26 protein-coding genes are annotated in these 24,864 nt (G+C 69.2%); 17 read left to right on the plus strand and 9 right to left on the minus strand.

What is annotated here, in order from left to right; translation table 11 throughout:
• Positions 1–33: 33 nt before the first annotated feature.
• The gene (locus tag ACQY5G_RS10820; RefSeq protein ID WP_428273868.1) at positions 34–1,338 is read right to left on the minus strand and encodes a M20 metallopeptidase family protein; all 1,305 of its coding nucleotides are present in this window, start codon (positions 1,336–1,338) and stop codon (positions 34–36) included.
• A gap of 245 nt (positions 1,339–1,583) precedes the next feature.
• On the opposite strand from ACQY5G_RS10820, the gene ACQY5G_RS10825 reads away from it, so the two are divergent.
• From ACQY5G_RS10825 to pdxH, 4 genes are all read left to right on the plus strand, one after another.
• The gene (locus ACQY5G_RS10825) at positions 1,584–2,030 is read left to right on the plus strand and encodes an ArsI/CadI family heavy metal resistance metalloenzyme (RefSeq protein WP_428273870.1); all 447 of its coding nucleotides are present in this window, start codon (positions 1,584–1,586) and stop codon (positions 2,028–2,030) included.
• Between the two features lie 19 nt (positions 2,031–2,049).
• Positions 2,050–2,628: a sigma-70 family RNA polymerase sigma factor gene (locus tag ACQY5G_RS10830; RefSeq protein ID WP_428273871.1), complete on the plus strand. Its 579-nt coding sequence runs from the start codon at positions 2,050–2,052 to the stop codon at positions 2,626–2,628.
• Positions 2,625–3,893 carry an NAD(P)/FAD-dependent oxidoreductase gene (locus ACQY5G_RS10835; RefSeq protein ID WP_428273873.1) on the plus strand — a complete coding sequence of 423 codons (1,269 nt, stop codon included), beginning with the start codon at positions 2,625–2,627 and terminating at the stop codon, positions 3,891–3,893. The genes ACQY5G_RS10830 and ACQY5G_RS10835 overlap by 4 nt, the downstream gene beginning before the upstream one ends.
• Before the next feature lie 132 nt (positions 3,894–4,025).
• Entirely contained in the window at positions 4,026–4,691 is a 666-nt protein-coding gene (pdxH, locus tag ACQY5G_RS10840) for a pyridoxamine 5'-phosphate oxidase (protein WP_428278684.1), read from the plus strand.
• Between the two features lie 61 nt (positions 4,692–4,752).
• On the opposite strand, the gene ACQY5G_RS10845 is transcribed toward pdxH, so the two are convergent.
• Together ACQY5G_RS10845 and ACQY5G_RS10850 are read right to left on the minus strand one after the other, a co-directional pair.
• The gene (locus tag ACQY5G_RS10845) at positions 4,753–4,917 is read right to left on the minus strand and encodes a hypothetical protein (RefSeq protein ID WP_419860248.1); all 165 of its coding nucleotides are present in this window, start codon (positions 4,915–4,917) and stop codon (positions 4,753–4,755) included.
• A 95-nt stretch (positions 4,918–5,012) separates the two neighbouring features.
• Positions 5,013–6,362 carry a sodium-dependent transporter gene (locus ACQY5G_RS10850; RefSeq protein WP_428273875.1) on the minus strand — a complete coding sequence of 450 codons (1,350 nt, stop codon included), beginning with the start codon at positions 6,360–6,362 and terminating at the stop codon, positions 5,013–5,015.
• Between the two features lie 83 nt (positions 6,363–6,445).
• Here ACQY5G_RS10850 and ACQY5G_RS10855 point away from each other — a divergent pair, with 83 nt between their 5' ends.
• A complete protein-coding gene (locus ACQY5G_RS10855; RefSeq protein WP_428273877.1) occupies positions 6,446–8,062 on the plus strand; it encodes a SulP family inorganic anion transporter in 1,617 nt (538 codons plus the stop codon).
• Positions 8,063–8,101: 39 nt separating this feature from the next.
• Here ACQY5G_RS10855 and ACQY5G_RS10860 read toward each other — a convergent pair whose 3' ends face one another.
• Positions 8,102–8,806 carry a hypothetical protein gene (locus ACQY5G_RS10860; protein ID WP_428273879.1) on the minus strand — a complete coding sequence of 235 codons (705 nt, stop codon included), beginning with the start codon at positions 8,804–8,806 and terminating at the stop codon, positions 8,102–8,104.
• Positions 8,803–9,270, minus strand: a complete 468-nt coding sequence (locus tag ACQY5G_RS10865; RefSeq protein ID WP_428273881.1) for a hypothetical protein — start codon at positions 9,268–9,270, stop codon at positions 8,803–8,805. The genes ACQY5G_RS10860 and ACQY5G_RS10865 overlap by 4 nt, the downstream gene beginning before the upstream one ends.
• A gap of 68 nt (positions 9,271–9,338) precedes the next feature.
• Here ACQY5G_RS10865 and ACQY5G_RS10870 point away from each other — a divergent pair, with 68 nt between their 5' ends.
• Positions 9,339–10,301 carry an alkaline phosphatase family protein gene (locus tag ACQY5G_RS10870; protein ID WP_428273882.1) on the plus strand — a complete coding sequence of 321 codons (963 nt, stop codon included), beginning with the start codon at positions 9,339–9,341 and terminating at the stop codon, positions 10,299–10,301.
• 39 nt (positions 10,302–10,340) lie between these two features.
• Here the strand turns inward: ACQY5G_RS10870 and ACQY5G_RS10875 are convergent, their stop codons facing one another.
• Positions 10,341–11,540 (minus strand): hypothetical protein, encoded by a 1,200-nt coding sequence (locus ACQY5G_RS10875; RefSeq protein WP_428273884.1) that lies wholly within the window; start codon positions 11,538–11,540, stop codon positions 10,341–10,343.
• Positions 11,541–11,758: 218 nt separating this feature from the next.
• On the opposite strand from ACQY5G_RS10875, the gene ACQY5G_RS10880 reads away from it, so the two are divergent.
• From ACQY5G_RS10880 to ACQY5G_RS10930, 11 genes are all read left to right on the plus strand, one after another.
• Positions 11,759–12,949, plus strand: coding sequence for a N(4)-(beta-N-acetylglucosaminyl)-L-asparaginase (locus tag ACQY5G_RS10880; protein ID WP_428273886.1), 1,191 nt, complete (start codon positions 11,759–11,761; stop codon positions 12,947–12,949).
• A gap of 31 nt (positions 12,950–12,980) precedes the next feature.
• The gene (locus tag ACQY5G_RS10885; protein WP_428273888.1) at positions 12,981–13,436 is read left to right on the plus strand and encodes an N-acetyltransferase family protein; all 456 of its coding nucleotides are present in this window, start codon (positions 12,981–12,983) and stop codon (positions 13,434–13,436) included.
• 8 nt (positions 13,437–13,444) lie between these two features.
• A complete protein-coding gene (locus tag ACQY5G_RS10890; protein ID WP_428273890.1) occupies positions 13,445–13,915 on the plus strand; it encodes a BsuPI-related putative proteinase inhibitor in 471 nt (156 codons plus the stop codon).
• A 3-nt stretch (positions 13,916–13,918) separates the two neighbouring features.
• Positions 13,919–15,712: a M28 family peptidase gene (locus ACQY5G_RS10895; protein WP_428273892.1), complete on the plus strand. Its 1,794-nt coding sequence runs from the start codon at positions 13,919–13,921 to the stop codon at positions 15,710–15,712.
• A 29-nt stretch (positions 15,713–15,741) separates the two neighbouring features.
• Entirely contained in the window at positions 15,742–16,422 is a 681-nt protein-coding gene (locus tag ACQY5G_RS10900) for a hypothetical protein (protein WP_428273894.1), read from the plus strand.
• Positions 16,419–16,643 carry a hypothetical protein gene (locus tag ACQY5G_RS10905; RefSeq protein WP_428273896.1) on the plus strand — a complete coding sequence of 75 codons (225 nt, stop codon included), beginning with the start codon at positions 16,419–16,421 and terminating at the stop codon, positions 16,641–16,643. The genes ACQY5G_RS10900 and ACQY5G_RS10905 overlap by 4 nt, the downstream gene beginning before the upstream one ends.
• On the plus strand, positions 16,640–18,088 hold the full coding sequence (locus ACQY5G_RS10910) for a sodium:solute symporter family protein (RefSeq protein ID WP_310784029.1): 1,449 nt from the start codon (positions 16,640–16,642) through the stop codon (positions 18,086–18,088). The genes ACQY5G_RS10905 and ACQY5G_RS10910 overlap by 4 nt, the downstream gene beginning before the upstream one ends.
• A 52-nt stretch (positions 18,089–18,140) precedes the next feature.
• Positions 18,141–18,920, plus strand: a complete 780-nt coding sequence (locus ACQY5G_RS10915; protein ID WP_428273897.1) for a cyclase family protein — start codon at positions 18,141–18,143, stop codon at positions 18,918–18,920.
• Positions 18,921–18,941: 21 nt separating this feature from the next.
• The gene (locus ACQY5G_RS10920; RefSeq protein WP_428273899.1) at positions 18,942–19,763 is read left to right on the plus strand and encodes a hypothetical protein; all 822 of its coding nucleotides are present in this window, start codon (positions 18,942–18,944) and stop codon (positions 19,761–19,763) included.
• Positions 19,760–20,695: a hypothetical protein gene (locus tag ACQY5G_RS10925; protein WP_428273901.1), complete on the plus strand. Its 936-nt coding sequence runs from the start codon at positions 19,760–19,762 to the stop codon at positions 20,693–20,695. Before ACQY5G_RS10920 ends, ACQY5G_RS10925 begins: the two co-directional genes overlap by 4 nt.
• A gap of 62 nt (positions 20,696–20,757) precedes the next feature.
• Positions 20,758–21,099, plus strand: coding sequence for a DoxX family protein (locus ACQY5G_RS10930; protein WP_420616383.1), 342 nt, complete (start codon positions 20,758–20,760; stop codon positions 21,097–21,099).
• A gap of 63 nt (positions 21,100–21,162) precedes the next feature.
• Here the strand turns inward: ACQY5G_RS10930 and ACQY5G_RS10935 are convergent, their stop codons facing one another.
• The 3 genes from ACQY5G_RS10935 to ACQY5G_RS10945 form a co-directional block, all read right to left on the minus strand.
• Positions 21,163–22,479: a 6-bladed beta-propeller gene (locus tag ACQY5G_RS10935; RefSeq protein WP_428273903.1), complete on the minus strand. Its 1,317-nt coding sequence runs from the start codon at positions 22,477–22,479 to the stop codon at positions 21,163–21,165.
• Positions 22,480–22,579: 100 nt separating this feature from the next.
• Positions 22,580–23,920 (minus strand): 6-bladed beta-propeller, encoded by a 1,341-nt coding sequence (locus ACQY5G_RS10940; RefSeq protein ID WP_428273905.1) that lies wholly within the window; start codon positions 23,918–23,920, stop codon positions 22,580–22,582.
• A gap of 99 nt (positions 23,921–24,019) precedes the next feature.
• Positions 24,020–24,862, minus strand: coding sequence for a DUF1295 domain-containing protein (locus ACQY5G_RS10945; RefSeq protein WP_428273907.1), 843 nt, complete (start codon positions 24,860–24,862; stop codon positions 24,020–24,022).
• Positions 24,863–24,864: the final 2 nt, after the last annotated feature.

Raw genomic sequence — 24,864 nt, forward strand, 5'->3', positions numbered from 1 at the left:
CGGACGGCGGCCGTATGCCGGGCGTTCCTGCAGTCAGTCCGTCGAGGGGCGGCGCGACTTCAGGTAGTCGAGGAGCAGGTTCGACATCGCGCGCATCCCGATCGGAATCGAGGCGTCGTCGGCGCGGAAGTCGGGCGTGTGATGGCCGCCCGAGCCGAGTTCGGGGTTTACCGAGCCCAGCCGGTAGTAGAAGCCCGGCACCTCGTTCGCGAAGTAGGCGAAGTCCTCGCCGCCCATCGTGGGGTCGATGACGTACACGTTCTCCTCGCCCACGATCTTCGCCAGCGTCGGCGCCATCTCGGCGGTGAGGGCGCGGTCGTTGATCGTGGCCGGCGTGCCGCGGTCGTAGTCGAGCACGTAGCTGCCGCCTCCCGCGCGGGTGATGCCCTCGAGGATCTCATCCATCCGCCGTTCGACGGCGTCCCGGACATCTGCGTTGTACGTGCGAACCGTGCCTTCGAGCCACATCTCCTGCGGGATGATGTTGAAGCGCTCGCCGCCCCTCATCACGCCGACCGTGATCACGCTGGGTTCGAGCGGCGACAGGTTGCGCGAGCGGATGGTCTGGAAGGCGGTCACCGCCTGCGACGCCATCACGACCGGGTCGATGCCGCTGTGCGGCTGCGCGCCGTGCGCCTGTTGTCCGATGATCCGGATCTTGAAGTGGTCGACGGCCGCGAAGGCGGGGCCGGGCGTGTAGCCGAGCGTCCCGACGTCCATCGAGGAGAAGGTATGGAGCCCGAAAATGGCGGAGGGGACGACGCCCTCCAGCGCGCCCTCGCGGACCATGAGATCCGCGCCGCCCTCCTCGCCCGGGGGCGGTCCTTCCTCTGCCGGCTGGAAGATGAACTTGATCGTGCCGGGGATCTGGTCGCGCATCGAGGCGAGGACCGAGGCCACGCCGAGTTGCACGGCGGTGTGCACGTCGTGGCCGCACGCGTGCGACACGCCGACTTGCTGTCCCCCGTACTCCGTGCGGACCGTGGAGGCGAAGGAATAACCCGTGTTCTCGGTGACGGGGAGCGCGTCCATGTCCGCCCGCACCGCGACGACGTCGCCGGGCAGGCCGCCCTTGAGAATCCCGATCACGCCGGTGTGCGCAACGCCCTCGGTGACCTCGTCGAAACCCAGTTCCCGCAGGTGCGCCGCCACCATCGCGGCGGTCTCGAACTCGCGGTTGCCGAGTTCGGGGAACTGGTGGATCCGGTGGCGCATGTCGACGATCCGGTCGATCACGCGGTCGACCGCCGCATCCACGGCGGGATCCTGCCCCGCCAGCGGCGTGACGAGCGTTCCGGCGAGCCATGCGAGGGCAAACGGAGTTCGTGGAGTACGCATGCTTCTTCCTGGTCGCGAATTCACACGAGGGACCGTCGCGGCGAACGGTCTCGACTGAGTACGGAACGTGGGCCGCCGAGGTCCGTGCCGGCAACGGTGCGCGGTCGGCGACATCGGCTGGCGGCGGCAGCGGGTGGGAGCGAGACTTCGACTCGTTGCGTCCTTTCGCCGTTTCGTTCGTCTAACGGGATGAGAAGAAGAAGTTGAGGACGACGACGAGCCACGAAACCGGGGAGAAGCGATCCATGCGACTACAACTCGCCCTGAACGTGAGGGACATCGACGAGGCGGTGGACTACTACGCCAAGTTCTTCGGCGCGACCCCGCACAAGCGCCGTCCCGGCTACGCCAACTTCGCCATCGACGAACCGCCCCTGAAACTCGTGCTGTTCGAGAACCCGGACGCGTCGGAGCGCATCAACCATCTGGGCGTCGAGGTATTCGATGATGCGTCGGTGCGCCGGGCCGGAGCGAGGCTGGAGGCGGCCGAGATACTGACGGCGGTGGAGGAAGAGACCGTGTGCTGTCACGCGGCCCAGACGAAGGTGTGGTCCGACGAGCCGCAGGGCCTCCGCTGGGAGTGGTACGTGGTCACGGACGACGCGCCGGATGAGGAGGCACCGGCCATGTCATGCCGGCCTGACGGCGAGTGCGAAGCCGAGACCGAGACCGCCGCCTGCTGTGCCGGTTGAGTCGGGCGCCGCGCACGCCTTGCCGGCGTGGTCCGACTTTCGCAGTCGCCTGGGGCGCTACGTCGCCGGGCGCGTGGACCCTGCCTGGGCGGATGATGTCACGGGCGACATCCTCGTTCGCCTGCTCGTGCGCCAAGGTGATCTTGCGCGAGCACGGGATCCGCTCGCCTGGGCATATCGCGTAGCCACGAACGTCATCACCGATCACTACCGGCGCCGCGCCGTCGAATCGCGGGCGCTGACCCGGGCGGGCCGGGAGGCCGGAGGGCGTGAGCTGAGCTCGGACACCGAGGACCACGAAGCCGTGCGGCGAGACCTGGAAGCGTGTCTGCTTCCGTTCGCCCGCGAACTGCCGCAGAAGTACTCGGAGGCGCTGATTCTCACCACTTTCGGAGGACTCACGCAGGCAGAGGCGGCCAACCGGCTCGGACTCAGCAAGTCGGGCATGAGGTCGCGGGTACAGCGGGCGCGCGCGATGCTGAAGCGGCGGCTCCTGGAGTGCTGCGACTTCGAGATGGACCGTCGCGGGGGGGTGATCGACATGCGGCCCCGGCGGCCGTGCTCCGCGGATGCCCGACAACCGGCGGCACCTGCGTGAGAGTCGCGGTCATCGGCGGCGGCGTCATCGGCCTGTGCGTTGCACACTACCTGGAGCGCGGCGGGGCCGAAGTCGTCCTCCTCGAACGAGAGCTGGTGGGCGGCGGGTGCTCCAAGGGCAACGGCGGCTGGGTGTGTCCGTCGATCTCCCGGCCGCTGCCCGCGCCGGGCCTCACGCTGACCTCGCTGCGCTGGATGCTCCGCGCCGACAGCCCCCTCTACATCAAGCCGTCGGCCATGCCCCGGCTCATGGGCTGGCTGTGGGCCTTCCGCGGGTATTGCAACGCGGAGAGCTACGCGGCGGGCGTGGCGGCGCTCGCGGCGCTGAACGCCGCCACGGATCGGCTGTACCGCGGACTCACCGAGGATGGCATGGAGTTCGAGCGCGCGTCGACCGGGACGATCCTCGCCTACGACGACGAGAGCGAACTCCGACAGACCGCCGCGCTGCTGGCTCGATTGGGCGAGGAGCGGGTCGGGCCCGTCGAGGTGCTCGACCGCGAGGCTCTCGGGGAGGCGGAGCCGGATCTGGCGGGCGGTCTGATCGGCCTGCGGATGCGCGGGGACACGCATGTGCGCCCCGAGTCCCTTTGCGCCGCGCTTGCCGCGAGTCTGGAGGCACGTGGCGTCGAAATCAGGGCGGGAGAGCGTGTCGTCGGCTTCACGCCCGAAGCCGGCGGCGTCCGGTTGGCGCTCACCTCGACCGCGGGAAGCGGCAACGTAGCCAACGGGGAACCGGCGGGACTGGGCGCGGATCTCTTCGTGCTTGCTGCGGGGGCCGAGACGGCCGCCCTCGCGGCAACCCTGGGGCGGAAGCTTCCCGTGCAGGCCGGGAAGGGTTACAGCATCACCGTCAGGAACGCGCAGGTCCGGCTCTCACAGCCCCTGCACGTGACTCCGGCGAGGATCGGCTTCACCCCGTTCCGCGGGGCCGTGCGCGTGATCGGAACGATGGAATTCTCGGGCATCAACCAGCGCCTGGACCCGCGCAGGATCGCGATCCTCGAGCGCGCCGCATGCCGCTATCTGCCCGGCGCGCTAGACGGTTCCGAACGCGTCGACTGGGTCGGCATGCGGCCCGTGACGCCGGACGGCCTCCCCGCGATCGGCCGACTCCCCGGCCTCCCGAACGTGTATGTGGCCACGGGACACCAGATGCTGGGCGTCACGCTCGCCCCCTCGACCGGCCACGCGCTCGCACAACTCGTGCTGGACGGCCGGTCGGAGATCGACCTCACGCCCTTCGACCCCGCGCGCTTCACCTGACGTCGCGGGCCCCGGAGTCGTACGCGCCCGTCGCGATCCGCGATCCGGGTTGACCGTTCGCGGCGCTCCACGGACACTGTGGGCACCCGACTTCCCCGGACCGAGGCCGGCCGAGTGAGCAAATTCGACGAGTTGCGCGCACACCTGAGAGCGATCCGCACGCTCGCGAGGGGCGTCACGCACGGCCTGCCGGCGCTCCAGGCGTCGGACGACCCCTACGCGCTGTTCGGCCGCTGGTTCGAGGATGCCAAAGCTTCCGGGCTGCTCCTGCCCGAGTCGATGGCGCTCGCCACGGCGACGCCGGACGGGCGCCCCTCCGTGCGGATGGTCCTGCTCAAGGGGATCGCGCCCGACGGCCTCCGGTTCTTCACCAACTACGGCAGCCGGAAATCCGAGGAGCTGGACGACAATCCTCACGCCGCGCTCTGCTTCCACTGGTCGGTGCTCGAGCGGCAGGTACGCGTCGTGGGCCGCGTCGAGCGCATCTCGGCGGAAGACTCGGCGGCGTACTTCGCGACGCGCGATCGCGGGAGCCGGATAGGCGCGTGGGCGTCGGCGCAGAGCCGGCCGATCGCCGACCGCGCGGCGCTCGAAGCTCAGGTGGCGGAGGCGGAGTCCCGTTTCAAGGGGAAGGACGTGCCGCTCCCCGACTTTTGGGGCGGATACCTCCTGGTTCCGGATCGCTTCGAGTTCTGGCAGGGCCGCGCCAACCGGCTGCACGACCGTCTCGAATACACCCCGCACGACGGCAGCCGCGAAGCCGGTGGGGACTGGAAGGTCACTCGCCTTCAGCCGTAAGCGCGGCGCCGTTTCCCGCTCTGCGGTCAGGCACGGCCGGCTTCGGCCATCTCGGACCCGATCATGGTATCGTCTGCTGTTTCGTGAACCCTTCGAACAGTCCTTCCAGCCGGGCCATTCGCTCCCGCAACCCCGCAACATCCTGCATGATACGCACTTGTACGGGCACCAGGATCGCAAGCATCACGATGGCGGTGCCGATCACGGTCCACGACTCAGCAGTCATTCCACCCCTCCCCCACAGCGGTTCTGTTACACCAAAATGCTGCCGTCGCGTCAACGCGGTGTCAACGACAGGGGGCGGCGTCTCGGCCTCAGGGTTTATCCGAGAAGACCGAGTCCGGCGAGGACGACGAGCCCCACGGCGACCGGGACGAGGAAGCGCATGACCGGGCCCCAGGCCGCCGTCACGCGGAAGCGGCCCGCGCCGGCGTTCGTTTCCGCGCGGAAGCGTTCGAACCCCCAGACGGTCGCGACGTAAAGGGAGATCGTGAGGCCGCTCACCGTGAGGAAGATGTTTCCCGACACGTAGTCGGCGAGTTCGAACAGCCCGCGGCCTCCAACCTGCACCGCGGCCCAGGGCCCGCCGCCGAGCGCGAGCGGGACCCCCGCGAGGATGGTGACGCCGAGCGCGGTCCAGAGCGATCGACGGCGGCCCCAGCCCAGCGAATCCATGGCGCTCGCCGTGAGGGCTTCAAGCAGCGCGAGACACGACGTGAGTCCCGCAATGAACACGAAGAAGAAGAAGAACGCCGCGGCCACCTCGCCCGCCGGCAAACGGCCGAAGAGACCCGCCATCGTGATGAAGAGGAGCCCCGCGCCCTGGTCGGGCTCCATGCCGAAGGCGAAGAGGGCGGGGAACATGACGAACCCGGCGAGGACGGCGGCGAGCGTGTCGCAGGCCACGATGGAGGCGGCGCTCCCGGGGATGTCGCTCCGGCGCGGATGCAGAAAGCTCCCGAACACGAAGGCGCCCATCATCCCGACCCCGATGGAATAGAAGGCCTGCCCCAGCGCCGCGAGCCACGTCTCGGGACCGATGGCCGAGAAGTCGGGCGCCAGATACCAGCGAACGCCATCCCACGCCCCGTCCAACTGGAGCGAGACTATGCCGAGTCCGATGAGGAAGAAGAAGAGGATGGGGATCAGGAGTCGTGCCGCGCGCTCGATCCCCCGCCGCAACCCGCGGGTGATGATGAATCCCGCCAGCAGCATCACGGGGATCGTGTATGCGAGAACCTCTCCCGGGCGCGCGGTGAAGGCCGCGAACGACTCCGCTGCAGCCTGCACGCTCCCGGTGTCGTAGCCTCCACGGAACGCGCGGACGAAATAGGCCGTGATCCAGCCCATGATGAGCTGGTAGTAGGACATGATGAGGAATGCGGCGCCCACGCCGAGCCAGCCGATCGCGCGGAAGGGGCTTCGTCCCGCGAGCTTTCGCATCCCGGCCAGCGGCGTCGCCTGCGCCCTCCGCCCGAGGCTGATCTCTGCGGTGAACAGCGGGATCCCGATCAGGACCGCGAGCACGACGTAGATGAGGAGGAACGCGCCTCCCCCGTTCTCGCCCGCGAGGTAGGGGAACCTCCAGATGTTGCCGAGCCCCACCGAAAACCCGGTGGTGGCGAGGATGAAGCCCAGCGGGCTACCCCAGCGTTCGCGAGGCGTGCTCATCCTCCAAGAGTTGCCGGGGGACGCAGCGCCGTCCAGAGTAGGGCACCGAGCAGGGAGGTGAGGATGCCGGAGCGGCCCAGTCAGTGAACTACGATCTCAAGACCTTCCGCGGCGACCTCTTCGGCGGCGTCACGTCGGCGGTCATTGCGCTCCCGGTGTCGCTGGCCTTCGGCGTGGCCTCGGGCCTCGGGGCCGAGGCCGGCCTGTACGGTGCGATCGCGGTCGGCTTCTTCGCCTCCGTATTCGGCGGCAACCGGTTCCAGATATCCGGCCCCACGCCGGCCATGACCGTCGCCATGTCGGTCATCGTCACGACGCACGCTTCGACGCTGGGCGAAGCCTTCACGGTGGTCGTGCTGGCCGGGCTTCTGCAGATCGCGCTGGGCCTGTTGAGGACGGGCCGGTTCGTCGTGTACACGCCGTACGCCGTGATCTCGGGGTTCATGTCGGGGATCGGCGTCATCGTCATGCTGATCCAGATCCTGCCCTTCCTCGGCGCGCCCGCGGCGGAGGGAGGCCCCATGGCTGCGATGCGGGCGGTCCCGGAAGCGATGGCGAACCTGAACGGCAGCGCCCTCGCCATCGGCGCGGCGGCGCTCGCGGTGAGCATCTTCTGGCCGCAGCGGCTGTCCCGGCTGCTCCCCGGTCCTCTCGTCGCCCTGATCGCCGGAACCGCCCTGGGCGTGTTCTGGCTGACCGACGCGCCGGTCATAGGCGCGATCGCCGCCGGTCTGCCCGAACTGCAGTTGAGCCTGCCCTCCGCCAGCTTCCTCGCCCGCGCCTTCCATCCGGCGCTCGTTCTCGCCCTCCTCGGCTCCGTCGACAGCCTGCTCACGTCGCTCGTGGCCGACTCGCTCACGGGTACGCAGCACGACTCGAACCGCGAACTCGTCGGCCAGGGCCTCGGCAACACGATTGCGGGCCTGTTCGGAGGGTTGCCGGGGGCGGGGGCCACGATGGGGACGGTCGTCAACATCCGCGCCGGCGGCCTCACGCGGATGTCCGGCGCCCTGCGTGCGGTCCTGCTGCTGGGCGTCCTGCTCGGCCTGGGCCGGTTCCTGGAACCGATCCCCCATGCCGTGCTCGCGGGCATCCTGATCAAGGTCGGGTGGGACATCATCGACTGGCCTCTCCTGGCCCACCTTCACCGCATTCGGCGCGACCACCTGTTCGTGCTGGTGCTGACGCTCGGCCTCACGGTGTTCGTCGACCTCGTGACGGCCGTGGCCATCGGCCTCATCGTCGCCGGGATGGCGCACGCGCGGCAGATCGAGAGCCTCGAACTCGACAACGTGCTCTCGGTGCCGCTGCTCGACCGGGTGTTCTTCGAGGGTGTCGAGGATACGGCCACGATGGACGACTATTCGGCCCGGGTCGGGCTCGTCGCGCTCCGCGGCGCGTTCACCGTCGCGTCGTCCCACAAGCTCGTGAACGTGATCGGGAAGGACATCAAGGACCACGAAATCGTCATCTTCGATTTCTCCGATGCCACGTACCTGGACGACAGCGCCGCCATGCTCATACGGCAACTCCTGGAGGTCGCCGCGAAGAGCCGCACTCACGTCATCGTGATGGCCGTGTCCGGCTCCGTCGAGAAGACGCTGCGCACGCTCGACATCCTGACGGGGCTGCCTGCGGACCATGTCGTCGAGACGATGGATCAGGCGCGAGAAGTCGCGCTGGACCTCCTGAAAGCCTGACCGGATGTCGAAGCTGGGTGAGGCGGGACGCGGGCCGGGTCAGCGGGGCGGGCCGACCCCGACGGAAAGCGTCACCGCGCTCGCGGAGTACCCGTAGTCCAGGAGGACGCCGGGAATCTCCTCCGTCCACTCGGTGAGGGAACGCGAGTAGCCGATGCGCACATCCACGCGCCACCCGCGCTCTAGCAGCAACCCGAGGCCGATCGTCGCCGGGCGTCGGCTGCGCTGCTCTCGCCGCTCTCCGCGTTCGCCGTTTGCCGGGTTGACGCCGCTCGTCGCGAATTCGCTCCACATCCGGCGGATCCCGCCGAACACATAGCCCTGCGTCGAGCCGCCTCCGGAATCAAGGCCGAGGAGCACGTTGACGCCGACTCCGAACCGGTCGCGGAGGTCCCACTCGCCGGGCCACACATCGTGTGGTTCGCCGTTCGGGGTGGGCTCGATCGTGCCCTCGATCTTCCCACGGTTGGCAAGCACCCCCTCGAAATCCAGGCCCGCCAGCACGCCGCCGAGGACGCGCGTGCGGAGCCCGATGGAAGGGTTGACCGCGAACGTCGGACCCGAGGCCGTCGTGGCGCTCTCGCTCGACCCGCCGCCCACCGTCACGCGCTTGGAGTGTTCCGCCGAGAGCCAGCCCACCTCGGGCGTCAGCCAAAGGACCAACTCGGACTGGGCGCGGGCCGGCGGCGCGGCCAGCAGGGAGAGGCAGACGGCGAGGGTTGTGGGTGCGGCGAAGCGGATCACCGAGGCGCCGGTCCTCCGGTCGCCGCGACCACGCCGCAGTTGGTGAGCAGGCGCTGCGCGTCCGCCTTGCCGGAGTCGGAGGGGCCGAGCTGGTTCTCGCCCTGTTCCTCCTCGTCGTCGAGCCCGGCGATCAGGCCGATGTCATGGTCCGCGACCCTCGAGGCGACGACCCTGATATGCGTGTTGCCCGTGGCGGGATTGTCGAACACGCTCGCCGTGAGGATGTCGTGGTGGGCGGCCCCGGTGAAGAGTTCCTGTACGACGCCGGAAGTCTGCCGGCGACCCCGCACGAACCCGGCCTCGAGGTTGCCGTCCTCGATCGTGTAGTCCATCAGGTTCAGCTGCGCGACCGCACACTGGTAGGCGGTTTCCAGTCCCGACGGCGCAACGCCCTGGAAAGAGACGGGGGCCGTGGAGCACCCGGCGAGCAGTACGGTGAGGACGACTGGTGCGATTCTGTTCATGGTATCCAATCTTCGACGCTTGCGGGTCCGCCGCCAGTTATTGACCCTTCGTTCCCATGACCGACCTCATGACGACTCGAATGCGGGCGCGGTCACGCGAGGTCCCGGCCGCCCTGCTGCTGCCGCTGCTCTGCTCGATCGCGCTGGGCGGAGGAGCATGCTCGCCATCCCCCGACACGATATCCGGCCGCGGGGGCGCCAAAGTGCTGCTGATCGGGATCGACGGGGTGCGTCCGGACGTGCTGGCGGAGGTGTCCACGCCGGTGATGGACTCGCTGGCCGCCGGCGGCTGGTACACCGCGGAAGCGCGGACGACGACGCCATCGGTGAGCGGCCCGTCCTGGTCCTCCATGCTGACGGGCGTGTGGCCCGCGAAGCACGGCGTGGTGGACAACAGCTTCGAGGGACGCCGGTACGCCGAGTATCCCGGTTTTCTCACCCTCGTCGAACGAGAGCGTCCCGACCTCGCCACGTTCGCGGTGCTCGACTGGATGCCGCTCGCTTCGCTCGACGGCGGCGGCCCGGTGCTCTCGGACGAAATCGACACGCTCGTCGCGGTGGACGGATACGAACTCGGATGGGCGGAGGCCGATAGCGTCGTCGCGTCGCGCGCGGCGCGGCATCTGGCCTCGGCCGACGCGGACGCCGCCTTCGTGTACCTCGGGAATCCCGACGAAACGAGCCACCGGCACGGATCGATCGGGGTCGAATACCGCGAGGCGATCGCCCTCTCGGATCGTCATGTCGGGTGGCTGGTGGAGGCTCTCCGAGCGCGGCCCGCCCATGCCGAAGAAGACTGGCTGGTACTCATCAGCACCGACCACGGACGGCGCGAGGACGGCGGCCACGGCGGAGACTCGCCGGAGGAGATGACGATCTTCATCCTCGCGAGCGGTTCAGCGGTTCGGAGCTGGCCCGCGGCGGGATCCGAACCCGCGTACATCGTCGACATCCCGGTCGCGGCGCTGCACCACCTGGGCGTCCCGCTCGACGCCGGCGACTTTGACGGGACACCGCTCGGCAACCGCTGAACCGCAGCTCCAGCTGCGAGTCACCAACGTCCCGGGCATCTACGGAAGTTCGTAAACGACTACGCTCTCAACCCCGAGTTCATCACGGAAGGCTCCGAGAACGCGCTGCCCCGATACGTCGAGAATCCGTACGCGCGATGGCGCCTCGATGTCGCCGAGCCATGAGCCATCGGGTGCGAGGATCGAATAGCGCGTGACGCCGTTGAGTTGTGCATCGGCGGCCCAGTGCCCGAGCCATACCCGGCCTCCCCGGTCACCGAAGATCTCGCTCACGAGGGGTAAAGGCTGATCCGGAGCCAGTTCGTATCTGCCGAGGGAGCGCTCCATCATCTCTTCGAACTCCGCCTCGGACTGAATCTGTGGGTTCGCACGACGTAGTTGGGTTCTCAACGAGGTTGTGTACAGCCTCCAGTCATCTTCGTCCGGGTAGACGGGAGCCGGGCGCCACCGCGCGATCTGGCGGGTCGTACCGTCGGAACTCCGCCACACGACCTCCGGTGTATCGGACCGCAGGTAGACGAAGCTGCCCTGCGCAACAGTCACGAGTCCGCCCGGCATGAAGGGATTCGTCGGACCCTCGTCCGGCGATGACGGAACCCAATCGTACGCCGCGATGGTGTCTACCACGCCCGCGTCCATGTCGAAGCGGACCATGCGTCCCTGAAGCCAGGGCTCCCGGAAGTCGGGCCGGTAACGCCCGCTCGTCATCAGCGCCTGCCCCTCCGCGTCCAGACCCCGCACCCTCGGACCTCGGTTCAGGAAGCGCGTATCCACTTCTCGGACCGCTTCGCCGCCAGCGAACAGCGTCAGGCGCCCATGTCCGATATCCTCGAGGAGCAGGGTGTCGTGCCCGGCGGGCAGGAGTCCGCCGATCATGTCGATTTCGCCCGGACCGTCGCCGGGGCCCGCGAGCAGACCGCGGAAGGTCCCGTCCGGTTCGAGCAGCACGACTTCCCGGTTGAACGCGTCGGCTACCGCGGCGCTTCCATCCGAAAGCAGCACGCCCCTCCAGACGCTCCGAAAGGCATAATCCTCGAGTTCGGCGCCGTAGCGATAGATCGGCTGTGACGAGAACGTGAAGGGACTCGGGATCTCGGGCGTCGTCTCGTACTCGACGATGCGGATTCCGGCGCTGTCGCGCACCGACGCCTCCGGCGCGGGGGGTGGAGCCGCCTGACAGGCGGTCGCGACGACGCCCGGAACACAACCCATCAGAAACAATGAAGCGCGGACCTTCATGCGGCCTCCTCGACCACGGTGTCCCGCGACCTTCCGACTCCGGGACCGTTGGGGACCCTGGGGGCCGTCGGACAAACCGTGGACACTGCGAAGTGGTTCGACGGTTGTATCCGCGCGGGCGATGGCGCCCGATCGAACGCTGGCGGGAGATACCGATGTCGCGACAGTTTGGGTGCGAGGAAGACTCACACCATCCTACGGGGGTCGAGATGTCGGAGATGAATCGTCGTGGTTTCATCGGTCGGGGACTGAGCCTGGGCGCTGCGGCGGCGGTTGCAGGCGCCGTGCCCGCGCGCGCTTCGGTCCGCGATGGACGGCCGGCGCCGGCGTCGAACGGGCGCGCGATGACGCCGATGATGATCACGAGCCATACGAACGACACGGGGCGCCGCGCGGCCAGTGCGGCGTGGCAGATCCTGTCGGGCGGCGGCGCGGCGATGGACGCCGTCGAGCGCGGCGCGAACATCATCGAACTCGACCCGGACGGGACGAGCGTCGGCTGGGGCGGCCTGCCCAACGCCGACGGCGTCGTGCAACTCGACGCCTCCGTCATGGACGGCGCCACCTACAACGCCGGCTCCGTGGCCGGCATCGAGGGCATCCGCACCCCCGCCTCGGTGGCCCGGCTCGTCATGGAGCGCACGGATCACGTGATGCTCGTCGGCAAGTACGCACAGGAGTTCGCGGTCGGCTTCGGCTTCGAGGTGCAGGATCTGATGACGCCGAAGTCGCGTGAGATCTGGCTCCGCTGGCGCGAGGGCCTGTCCGACACCGACGACTGGGGCCCCCCGGACCACCTGCGGCGCCCGCGCGGCGGCTCCGACGGCGGCGGACTCTCCCGCGCCGGATCCGGCGAGGATGCCGTGAGGCGCGAAGCGGAGGCGTGGGCGGACCTGCTCGATCTGCCCGGCCGGGATGGCCCGGACCGCGACTACGTGCTGGCCGAGGCCCTCATCCACCGCTACGGGACGACGAACGTGCTCGCGGTCGACGCGCAGGGGAACGTCTCGGGCATCACGACGACGAGCGGACTCGCCTGGAAGGTTCCGGGCCGCGTGGGCGACTCGCCGATCATCGGCGCGGGCCTGTACGTGGACAACGACATCGGCGCCGCCGCGGTGACCGGACGGGGCGAGGACGTGATCAAGTCGTGCGCGGGGTACTACGTCGTCTCGCGGATGGGCGCGGGGCGCACGCCGCAGGAGGCCTGCGAGGACGCCGTGGCGATGATCCGCCACAAGTACCGGAACGTGGCGCCGGACTTCATCCCCTCCGAGAAGTTCGTCGCGATCAACAAGGACGGGGACCATGGCTGCGCCTGGATGCCCTTCCGCGACACGCCGCCCCGCATGACGGTGGCGAACGCGGACGGGATCCACACGTACGAGGGGGTGAGCGTCGCCGACTGACGGGGCGCCCGACCCGGACCTCGCGTCCGCCGTGTCCGAAGTGACCGTGATCGTCAGGGAAGCGGGTCTCGAGGATGTCGACCGCCTCGCGCCGCTGTTCGATGGGTACCGCCAGTTCTACCGCCAGTCGGCGGATCCGGAGGGCGCCCGCCGGTTCCTGGCCGCACGTCTCGGAGCCGGCGAGTCGCGCGTCTTCGTGGCGGAAACCGAGGACGGATGGCCCCTGGGGTTCGTGCAGCTCTTCCCGTCCTTCTCCTCCGTATCGATGAGACGGCTCTGGATCCTCAACGACCTCTTCGTCGCGCCGGACGCCCGCCGGTCCGGGGTCGCGCGCGCCCTCATGGACCGCGCGCGGGAACTCGCGATCGAGACCGGCGCCAAGGGCCTCATCCTGGAGACCGAGACCCACAACGCGCCGGCAAAGAGACTGTACGAAGAGCTGGGCTGGGCGCTCGACGGCACCGACCACTACGAGTTGCTCGTGTGAGTCCCCGCGTGAACGCGTCGGTGCGCACGGTGGCTCCGGCGGTACTGCCGCTCGCGCTGGCGGCCTTCGCATGCGCGGCCGGATCGGCGGAGGGACCCGCGGCAGGGGAGCCCGGCCGGGAGTTGCGACTGTCGCTGTCGACCGGCGAAGAATCGCCGGAGGCCGCCACGCCCGTCGTCCTCGAGCTGACCGGCACGAACGACGGCCAGACCACGCTCGTCCTCGATTTCCCCGACGGCCAGCGCTACGACTTCGAGGTGATCTCGGAGGATGGCGCCGCCGTCTGGCGTTGGGCGGCGGGCAGGTTCTTCGCCCAGGTGCTGGGACGCGAGACGCTCGAGCCCGGCGCCTCGCTGCGCTGGACCGTGAGGATCGAAGCCGGGCTGCCGGCCGGCGTCTACCGCGTCATCGCCACACTCACCACGGTGGAGCCTCACGCGATCGAGGCCACCCTCACCGTACTTCCCCGGAGCCAGTGACCATTGAACGATACGATTCCGGCGGGGCTCGCCACGGGCCCCGACGTCCTTGAACCCGACCTCCTGCGCGCCGTTTCCTTCGATGCCGGATGGTCCCTGCTCGAACGCTTCTCGACGCTCGTGCGCGAGTCCGGGAGCGATGACGAACACGTCGCGGCCGAGTACATCGCCGCCGAACTGAGCCGGATGGGCGTGCCGTTCGAGATGCACGAGCCCGATCTCTACCTCTCGCTGCCCCGCGAGTCCTCGGTGGAGTGGAGCGGCGGGTCGATACGGGCCAAACCGCCGTCCTTCGCGGTGCCGACGGCGGAGGGCGGGCTCGAAGGGGAACTCGTCTTCGTTCCGGCCGCGGCGGCGACGGGGCAGCGAGACCTGTTCGCAAGGCGGCTCGGCGACGACCTGCCGGACATGGCCGGCAAGATCGTGCTCAGCGAGGGATTCGCGATGCCGGGCATGGTTTCCGCCTTCGAGGCGGCGGGGGCGGCGGGACAGGTCTTCATCAACCCGGGAGAGAACATCCACTGGGGGATCTGTACGTCGATCTGGGGCACGCCGACGACCGCGAACCTCGCCGCGAAGCCCCGGACGCCCGTGGTCGCGGTCAACAACCCCGACGGAGAGCGACTGAAGGAGGCGGTGGGCGAATCGGTCCGGCTGGAGGTCCGGCTGGAAGAGGGCTGGTACCCGTGCAAGCTGCCCGTCGCGCACATCGCCGGCGCGTCGGAGGAGTTCATGCTCGTGCACGGACACTACGACTCGTGGGATGTGGGGATCGGCGACAACGCGGTCGGCGATGCGACGCTGCTGGAACTGGCCCGGATCTTCCATGCGGAGGCGGGGCGGCTGCAGCGCTCGCTGCGGATCGCCTGGTGGCCGGCGCACTCGACCGGGCGCTACGGCGGCTCCACCTGGTACGCCGACACGCACGCGCTGGAACTCCGCCGGCGTTGCGTGGGCGCGATCAACATCGACTCGCCGGGCTGCTGGCACGCGACGGAGTACGACGACGTGATGTGGATGGCCGAAGCGGGGCCGCTGTGCGCGCGCGCGATCGCGGACGTCACGGGGAAGACCGCGAAGCGGCTGCGGCCGCTCCGGGCCGGCGACTATTCCTTCAATCAGATCGGGCTCACCTCGTTCTACATGCTCCTCTCGAACATCCCGGCGGACGAGCGCGCGGCGCTCGGCTTCTACGCCACGGGCGGCTGCGGCGGCAACATCGCGTGGCACACCGAAGACGACGTCATGGCCGTCGCCGAACGGGAGAACCTCGAGCGCGACCTGGGCGTCTACGTCGCCTCGATCGCGCGCGTGCTCAACTCGCGCATCCTGCCGTACGACTTCCGCGAGACCGTCTCGGAACTCGCGGGATTCGTCGACGGTTACGTGGAGGCGGCCGGGGGTCTGCTCGACCTCGGCGCGGTCCGATCCGGACTCGAAGCGCTGGGAGCCGCGCTGGACGAGCTGTACGCGGCGGTGGGACGGAGTCGCCCGGATGCGACGGCGGCCGGAGCCGTGAACGAGTTGTTCCTCGAGTTGTCCCGGATCCTGGTGCCGATCGGCTACGCGGAGGGAGGGCCGTTCGACCACGACCCGGCGTTGCCCAGGACGCCGATCCCGCGGCTGGCCCGGGTGGCGGAGTTGCCGGGCCTCGCGGAAGCCGGCTCCGACGTGCTGCCCTTCCTCGTGAACGAAGTGCGCCGCGAGGCGAACCACGTGGCGAACGGGTTCCACGAGGCGGCCCGGGCGGTGGGACGCGTGCTGGCGCAGCTGACGGCTTCGTCGCCGGCGGGGTGACGCAGATGCGACGGGCGAGCGGAGCACCGGTGGCTGCGTTTGCGCCGGCACTGGCGCTGCTGGCGGCGCTGGCGGGCCTGTCCGTCGCGGCGCCGGTGCAAGCGCAGACGACGGACACGGTGTTCGTCCGGCTGGACGCCGATGGCGCGGCGCACGTTCGACAGGGTCTCCTGCCGGAGGACGGCGCGGTGCGGGCCTTCGCCATCCGGATCGAGCACCAGACGCTTTCGCTGGCGGAGATGGAAAGGGGCGGCGCGCCGCTGCCCGTCGCCGATGCCGCGCTGACCCCGGTCGACGGGGCGTACCGCATCGATGTCGTCTCCGACGCGCCGGTCGTCGTGTCCTACACCGTCCGGAATACGGTGCGCGGGCGGCTGGACCGGGTCCCCTTTTTCGTGGCCGGCCAGGAGGCCGAGGAGACCGTGGTACAGGACGTCACGGCGCCGTGGCTGATCCGGATGGAAGGGGATCCGGACGTGCTCGATGGGCTCGACCTGTCCACCAGCCTGCCGCGTTTCGTCCGGGCCGGCGATAATGTCGTGACGGCCACCCTGTCGAGCGTGCCGGGGATGCTCCGGCTGTCCCGCGGGGGCGCGCTCTCGTTCTCGCGCATCGCCGACTTCGCGGTCCTCGCGCTGCTGCTGACCGGCGCGATCTGGACGTGGCGGAACGCGCGGGTCCGCCGCGAGGTCGGGGGGACCGTCCCATGAAACCGCTGACGATCATCCTGATCGCGGCGGGCTTCTTCGCCCTAGGCATCACCGTGGTCCTTCTCTTCCGGAAGACCATCAGCGCCGACGACGAACTGGACCGCCGCTGGGCCGAGGTCGTCGCACAGCGCTCCCGCCGCGGCGCCGCGCCCTCTGCGCCCTCCGCGCGCGCGGAGACCGCGGAACCAGGCGGGCCCGAACCACCCGGTGCGCGGACATGAGCGACGTCTTCTTCGTCGTGCTCGGCGTGTACGTGGCCATCATCATGGGCATCGCGATCTGGAGCTACTTCCGGACCGAGACCGAAGTCGACTTCCTCGCCGCCGGCCGCTCGATCGGCCCCATCGTCGGCGGCGCCGTCCTTGCGGCCACGCAGATCTCCGCCGGCACCTTCGTCGGCACCGCGGGCCGCCACTACCTGGCCGGCGTCTCCTGGGTCTTCCCGTGGCTCGGCCTGTGGACGGGGTGGCTCGTGTGCGCCTTCTTCGTCGCCCCGAAGCTGCGGCGGCTCGGCGCGCTCACCGTCCCCGACTACATCTCCGCCCGCTACGGCAGCCCGAAGGCCGGCGCGCTCGCGGGCATCCTCATCGTCGTCGCCTACACGATCTATCTCGTGGCGCAGTTCCAGGCGGGCGGCGAGATCGCGGAGGTCGTGTTCGGGATCCGCCCGCTCACGGCGATGCTCATCATCGTCGCCTCGACCGCGCTCTACACGCTCCTGGGCGGCGTCCGGTCCAGCTCCTACATCGATTTCCTGCAGACGCTGATCATGGTCGCGGCGCTGATCGTCGCGGTTCCCGTCCTGCTCAACCAGGTGGGCGGCGGCAGTCCGGTGGCGGCGGTCGAGCGGTCGCTCGACTTCCTCGACACGCTCGACGACCGTCTCGTGGGCTGGTACTACTCGCCGCGCGAACTCCTCGCCTTCGCGATCGCGTTCGGACTTTCCATCGCGGCGGCACCGTACGAACTCACCCGCTTCTACTCGATGCGGGACGAGCGCACGGTGCGGAAGGCGATCTTCGTGGCGATCGGCTTCCAGGTCGTGATCGCGACGAGCATCATGTCCATCGGCATGCTCATGCGGGTGCTGTTCCCGAATCTTCCCTCACAGGATCAGGCCACCGCCACCATGGCGCTGCACGTCCTGCCGCCCGTGGTCGGCGCGCTGCTGCTCGTCGCCATGCTGTCGGCGATCATGTCGACCGTGAACTCGATCCTCCTCGTCACCGGTGCGGGCGTCGCCCACGACCTGTACGGGAAGTTCATCCGGCCCGACGCGAGCCAGAAGCACCTCGTGAACGCGAACCGGGTGGCGATCGTCGTCCTCTCTCTCATCCCCCTCTTCTTCGCGCTGCAGAAGCTGGGGGATGTGCAGGGCATCGTCCTCGAGCAGGCGAAGTTCATCGCCTCCTTCTTCTTCGTCCCCATCGTCATCGGCCTCAACTGGCGGCGCGGGACGGCGAAGGGCGCGGTCGCCTCCATGATCGGGGGTTTCCTCGCCTGCCTGGTGTGGACGCTCTGGTTCCAGGAACACTATTTCCCTCTCTACGGGATAGATTCCGTCGAGCTGGGCGTCGGTGCGAGCCTCATCCTCTTCATCATGGTTTCGCTGATGACGAAACCGAATCCGGGCCAGACGCTGGAGCCCTTCTTCGGGGACAAGTGACCCGCGGACCGCAGCCTCGCCCGCGGGTCGACCAACGACAGGGAGACTTCGAATGTCGGATGTACTGAACCGCCTCGTGGAGGAGTTGAACGCGGGCACCGTCCGGGTGGTGGACCTCACGATCCCTCTCGGCCCCGATACGGTCGTCATCGATCTCCCTCCGATGTTCGCGCCGTCGAAGGGAGTGGCGATCGAGCAGATCTCGAGGTATGACGACGACGGGCCGGCCTGGTACTGGAACAACCTCAGGCTCGGCGAGCACACCGGGACGCACTTCGACGCCCCGATCCACTGGGTGACGGGGAAGGACGTGCCCGATGGCGCGACGGACACGATCCCGCCGCGGAAGTTCGTCGGCCCGGCGTGCGTCATCGACGTGGAGGCGGAGGTGAACGCGGATCCCGACTTCCTGCTCACTCCCGCCGGGCTCGAGGCGTGGGAGTCGGAGCACGGACGCGTGCCCGGGGGCGCCTGGGTCTTCCTGCGCACCGGGTGGAGCCGGAGGGAAGGGAAGGAGGCGTTTCTCAACGTGTCGGACGATGGCCCGCACTCGCCGGGCTTTCACCAGGAAACTTCGGCCCTGCTGGCCCACGACCGCGCGGTGCTCGGGGTCGGAGTGGAGACGGTCGGCACCGACGCGGGCCAGGCGGGAGGGTTCGATCCGCCGTTTCCGAACCACGGGATCATGCACGGGGCGGGGAGGTTCGGCCTCGCGAGCCTGTGCAACCTCGACCGGCTGCCCCCGACGGGCGCCGTCGCGATCGCCGCGCCGCTCAAGATCGTGGGCGGAAGCGGGAGCCCGCTGCGCGTGATCGCGCTGGCTCCGGCGTAGCGGGCGGGGTAGGAATCCGCGATGGACGCCGAGCGGCAGCGGTCCGCGTACCGGGAACTCCTGACCGCGCTGGACGAAGCGATCTTCTGGCTGGCGCGCGTGCCCGCCGCCGCCCCCCATGAATCCGGCGCCGAGCGGCAGGGGACGTTTCGGCTCGGAGAGGCGGGCGGGATCGCCTTCTCGGCCCACTTCCCGGGCATGGACTCGGAGGCGCTGTTCGACGACATCTCCGATGCGGTGGAGACGGACGATCTGGACGCGGTGCGACGAGTCCGGAGCCTGATCGAATCGAGGCTGCGGTCGGAAGACGACGGGGCCGGGGACGAGAAGACGGCGGGCGATGCGTCCGACTGGGACGCGGGCTACCTGCAGATCCTCGGCGTCCTGAACGAAACGCGGCGTGCCCGGGACGACGGAGACGCGCACCGATACTGGATCATGGCGGGTTTCCTGGCCGGCCTCCTGCATTGGGACGAGCGACCCGGGCAGCACGAGCCGGGAGAGCTCCACGACGCCGTGATTGCCGCCACCAGCGACGGCTGGGGGGAGAACCTGTGGCTGGAGTGGGAGGCGCTCCGGGACGAGTGGCTGGCCCGCCACGCGCCGGAGGCGCCGGAGGATCCGGAGCTCCTCTTCAGCTGGACGGGCCTCCGCCTCGCCGCCGCCGACGTGGTGACCGACTCGCTCTCTTCCCGCGGCGCCCGGCGGCCGGGTGACGAACCATCCGACCCGGAATCGGAAGAGGTTTGCTTCCTCCGGTGCGAACGCTCGACGTGGCGCGCGCAGCACTTCGGCCGGAGACTCGCCGACCCTCGCGCGGAGGGAGGCGGTCCCGGGGCATGAACGGATCGGACGCGGCCGAGCGGCGGATGTCGATGTACCGAAAGGTCCTGAAGGCGCTGGACGAAGCCGTCTCCCGCCTGGAGCGGATTCCCGCCCAGGGTCGCGACGAGGACGATGCCGAGCGTTCGGGAGCGTTCCACCTCGGGTCGGCCGGCGGGCTTGCGTTCGCCGATTTCCTGCCGGGAATCGAGTCCGAGGCCCTCTTCGATGACATCTCCGACGCCGCCGAGGAACGGGATCCGGGCCAGGTCGACCGGATCCGGCGGAGCGTTGCCGCCAGGCTTCGGTCGGACCCGTCGCCGAGCGAGCGTGCGGGCGGCGAGAGCGGTCTCGACTGGGAGGCCGGATTCCTTCAGATGCTCGCCGCCCTGAACGAAGCACGCCGGGCCTGGAGGGAGGGGGACCGGTTCCGCCACTCGCTCATGCTCGGTTTTCTCGCCGGCCACCTGCGCGGGTGTTGGCACAGGGAGTACAGGCTGGGTCCCCTGAGCGACGCGGTGATCGCGGTCCATGATCGAAACCCGCGCAGGGCGGCGAGATGGGTGGAGGCGGAGTCGATCGACGAGGATCATCTCGTACTCGCCGTCACCGAGCGAGACAGGGCCGAGACGGGGATGGACGGGCCGGAAGCCGCCGACGCGCGGGCGCTCCTCCTGCGTTGGTTGGGGCATCGGCTGGCCGCCGCACACCGATTCAGCGAGCCGCTCTGGGTCAGGGTGGAGGGCGAGACCGAGGACCAGCGCCGGAGGCGGGAGGCCAGCGAGAGGGCTTACTTCGAGCGGGAGGAATCCTCCATCCGGCGCGCCGGGAACTTCGGCAAGCGGAGTCACGCCGAAGACACGGAGGAGATCTCCGTGCCGATGGGCTACGCCTTGAACCGTGCTCTCGTGCTCCGAAGTCACAAGGGAGGCGGTCTGGCCATCGACGGATGAGCGGCCAAGGTTCAGGAATCGGCCCGGGGCCGGATCACGTACCCCAACGCGAGGAGCCTCCAGTGGCGAACAACGGAAACGCAGGCAAGGCCGTCAAGGTGGCGTCGATTCTGCTCGCGCTGCTCTTCCTTCTGAACGGCGGCATGAAGGTCGCCGGGATGATGGTCGACCAGTTTGCGCTGTGGGGCTACCCGGCGTGGTTCCAGTACCTCATCGGCGTCGTGGAGGCGCTGGCGGGAGTCGGATTCCTGCTCGGCAGGACCCGATTCATGGCGGCCGTCGTCGTGATCCCGATCATGTTGGGCGCGATGTACACCCTCGTGAGGGCGGGCACGGCGCCCCAGGCCGCGGTGCCGACCGTCGCGATGCTCCTCGCGCTCTTCGTGGCGAAGAAGTCGCGGTAGCGGTCCGCCCGCGGCCCCCGGCTCCGGCCCGGCCGGACGTTCCCGCGGGAACGCGTCCGCGGCTCAGGGCGTGTCGGCGGTCTCCAGCGCCTGGTCTCCGGCGAGCCGGACCACGACGACACGCTGGATGTCGAGTTCGTCGCGCTCGACGTAGGCGAGCAGGCCATCCGGACCGAAGGCTCTGGGAATTCTCAGGCCGCCCGGCGCGAGGGAGCCGAAGTACCGCCCATCGGCGCTCAGGATGTCGATCGGCCCGGTCTCGCCGGGAAGAGCCGTGCGCTGCACCCAGATGCGGTCGCTCCAGTCCACCGCCAGATTCCTGATCACCGGCATCTCCTCCGGGAACATCAGGTCCTGGATCTGGCCCTCCTGCATCCTCCGCATGGCGTCCCGCATCGCCTCCGATTCCATGGGGTTCCCGCGGCCGGCCGCGCCGGAGGCCGCCGTGATGCTTAGCATCATGATGCCGCCGCCTCCACCGCCTCCGCCGGACTCCAGGCTCGCGAGCCGACGCTCGCGTTCGGCCGCCTCGATCGCGGGCGTCACGGCCACCGGCGACACCGGGCGCTCGAGGGTCGACCCGATGGCCCCCGCCGCATCCAGGAGCTTGACGCGGTAGCCGATCGAGTCGGCGAGCGCGACGCGGCCGTCGCGGAGCACGCCGAGCGCCAGCGGCAGCGGGAAGGCTTCTCCGGATTCCATTTGTATCCGAATGTTCCCGGCCGCCGCTTCATCTGTTCGCGTTTCGCGCCTGGGGGGGACCCAGGCCTCATGGAACGGGTCCGTGCTTCCGTCGAGCCGGAAGCGGTTGATCGGACGGCCCTCCTCACGGTCGATGCCTCCTTCCGGCGAGAAACTCACGCGGCGGACCGGCGCGATGAGGCTGTGGTCGGGCATGGCGCGGAGTCGCCCTGAGGGCATGGCGCCCTCGGGATCGATCCTGACGTCCTCGAGGAACTCTCCCTCGCGGGTGAAGAGCGCGATTCCCCGGTTTCCCAAGTCGCGCACGCCGATCCGGCCATCGCGGAATACGATGAGGCTGCTCGGACGCTGGAGTTCGCCGGGCCCTTCTCCCTCGTTGGAGATGGTGCGGACGAACTCCCCCGCGGGGTCGACGACGACCACGTGTCCGGCCTCGCTGTCGAGGATGAACAGGGTCCCATCCGCATCGAATCCGACATCCGCGACCCGGCCGAACATCTCCCATTCGGCCCCGTCGAGAACTCCCACGGTGTAGAGGGTGTCCGTCGCGGGAGAGATCGTGACGTCGGGACTGTCGAGTCCCCGAGCGGCGGATCCCCCGCCTCCGCCGCAGGCGGCGGCCGACAGGACGACGGAAGCGAGTATGGCTTGAGCGGCGTAACCGGGCGAGCGGCGCATCGGTTGTTTCTCCTTCGCGAGAGTGCACACCGGCGTTCGACTATGAATATAGTTTAGGGGCGTCCCTGCGGGAACGTCCCGGAGCGGTTTCAGCCCGTCATCACCGAGTGCCGGCGGTCTCGAGCGACTGGTATTCGACGAGGCGGACCACGCGGACGCGTTGGATGTCGAGTTCGTCGGCCTCGATGTAGGCCAGCAGGCCGTCCGGGCCGAACGCGGCCGGGATCCGGAGCCCGTCCGGGGCGATGGTGCCGAAGTACTGGCCGTCCGCCGTCAGGATATCGGTTGAGCCGATCTCTCCCGGCACGGCGGAACGCTGGACCCAGATCCGGTCGCTCCAGTCCACGGCCAGATTCGCAATCACCGGGATCTCATCCGGGAACGCGAGGTTGCGGACCTGGTCTTCCATCATGCGGCGGATCAGATCCGGATCCGGGCCGCTGGGGGCTCCGCCGCCGCCCCGCAGGGATCCTATGGCCCCCGACAGGTTGCGCATCATCACGACCGTGCTCCCGCCCCCGCCCCCCGGCTGGTCCGCGGCGAGCCGGCGCTCGCGCTCGGCCTCGCGGATCGCCTCCGTGACGGCCACCGGTGCCAGGGGCCGCTCCAGCGTGCTCGTCACGCGACCCGAAGCATCCAGGATCTTGATGCGGTAGCCGACCGAATCCGCGACCACGACCCGACCATCCCGGAGCACGCCGATCGCGAGAGGGAGCGGGAACGGCTCGGCTCCCGAGATGACCATCCGGACGCTGCCCGCCTGCATTTCCGTCTCCTCGCCGGGTGGCCCCGGCCAGGCCGCGTGGAACACGTCGTGCGTCCCATCGAACCGGTACCGGCGGATCGGGCGACCTTCCGACTCGGCGTCGTCTCCACCGAGCAGGCGTGAGAGCGACCCACCGATGAGTTCGGCCGAGAGGATCGTGCCGTCCGGCAGCGCGTAAATCGGATTGCCGGGAGCCCCGTCCGTCATGTTGAACGCGGCCGCCCGCAGGAACTCGCCGTCCCGGCTGAAGAACTGGATGCCCCTCGTGAGGTCGTTCACGCCGATGCTGCCGTCGGAGAACACCGCCATTCCGATCGGCTGGTTGAGTTCCCCGGGGCCCTCGCCCTTGTTCGAAATCGTCCGCACGAACTCGCCGGCCGGATCTACGACGACGATGTGGCCCGCGTCGTTGTCGAGGATGAACAGCGCGCCGGTCTCGTCGAAGGCGACCGCCCGTACGCTGCCGAACATCTCCCACGGGGCGCCGTCGAGCACTCCGACCGTGTACATCTCCTCCACGTCGGGAGCGAGCCGGATGTCGGGGCTGTCGAGGCCCGCGGCGGGCCGTCCGGCGTCGCCCGGTCCGGCGTCACCCCCGCACCCGATGGCCGCAAGCGGGAGGGTGAGCAGGACGAGCCGGGCGAGATGACGCGTACGGCAAGGAATCCTGCGCATAAGATTCTCCCGGGGTGGAGCGGGCGATAGCGGCGACACACCGGCCTGACGCCGCCTGTGACAGTAGAGACCGGGGTCAGGGTTGCCCGTGGTGAGTCGCTACCCTCCGAGTCGAAGTCGGGGAATAAGGGCCGGGGTGCTCGCCTGGTAGTCGCCGTATCCCGGGTATTTCGACGCGGAGATCGTTTCGGTGAGGCGCATGGACGGAATGAACAGCGCGGTGAGCAGGATGAACCCGAGCCCCGTCCAGTGGAGCCACGCCCCCGACGCCGAGACGCCGAAGAGGTAGAACACCCACCACATGCCCAGTTCACAGAAGTAGTTGGGGTGGCGGGAGTACCGGTACAGCCCGGACGTGAAGAACGGCCGCGTGACCTCCTCCCCCGCCGCGATCCGGCGCTTCTTGTCCTGCTGGAAGCGCCACATCTGCTCGTCGGCCACCGTCTCGCCGACGAACAGCACGAGAAAGATCGCGGCGGTCACGAAATCCAGCCAGCCGAGCGGCGTCTCGTTCCACACCGCCGCCTGGTGCACAGGGGATGTGAACCACCAGATGAGCAGCATCTGCCCGAAGCTGATGAAGGTCAGGTTGAGCACCTGCATGCCGACCGGCCCCGCCTTCTCCCGGACGGCGGCCCAGCGGTAATCCTCGCCTCCAGCCCAATATCCTCCCTTGCGCGCGAAATTGAAGGTCAGACGCGCGCCCCAGAGGACGACGAGCGCCGTCATGAGGTTCACGCGAGGGGAGGCGAAGTCCGTCCCGGCGGCGACGATGAGGCAGTACACTCCCGGACAGATCGACCACAGGCGGTCGATCCACGAGTACTCGCGGGTGACGGTCCCCAGCAGCCAGACCAGCGCCGCAAGGATCAGGCTCAGATCGAGCGCCGTCCCGAAGGGCGTCCCCCGCAGCGGGTGAGCGATGAGATTGATGTCGGGCATGC

This window comes from Candidatus Palauibacter sp. (genome assembly GCF_965261555.1).
GTDB lineage: Bacteria > Gemmatimonadota > Gemmatimonadetes > Palauibacterales > Palauibacteraceae > Palauibacter.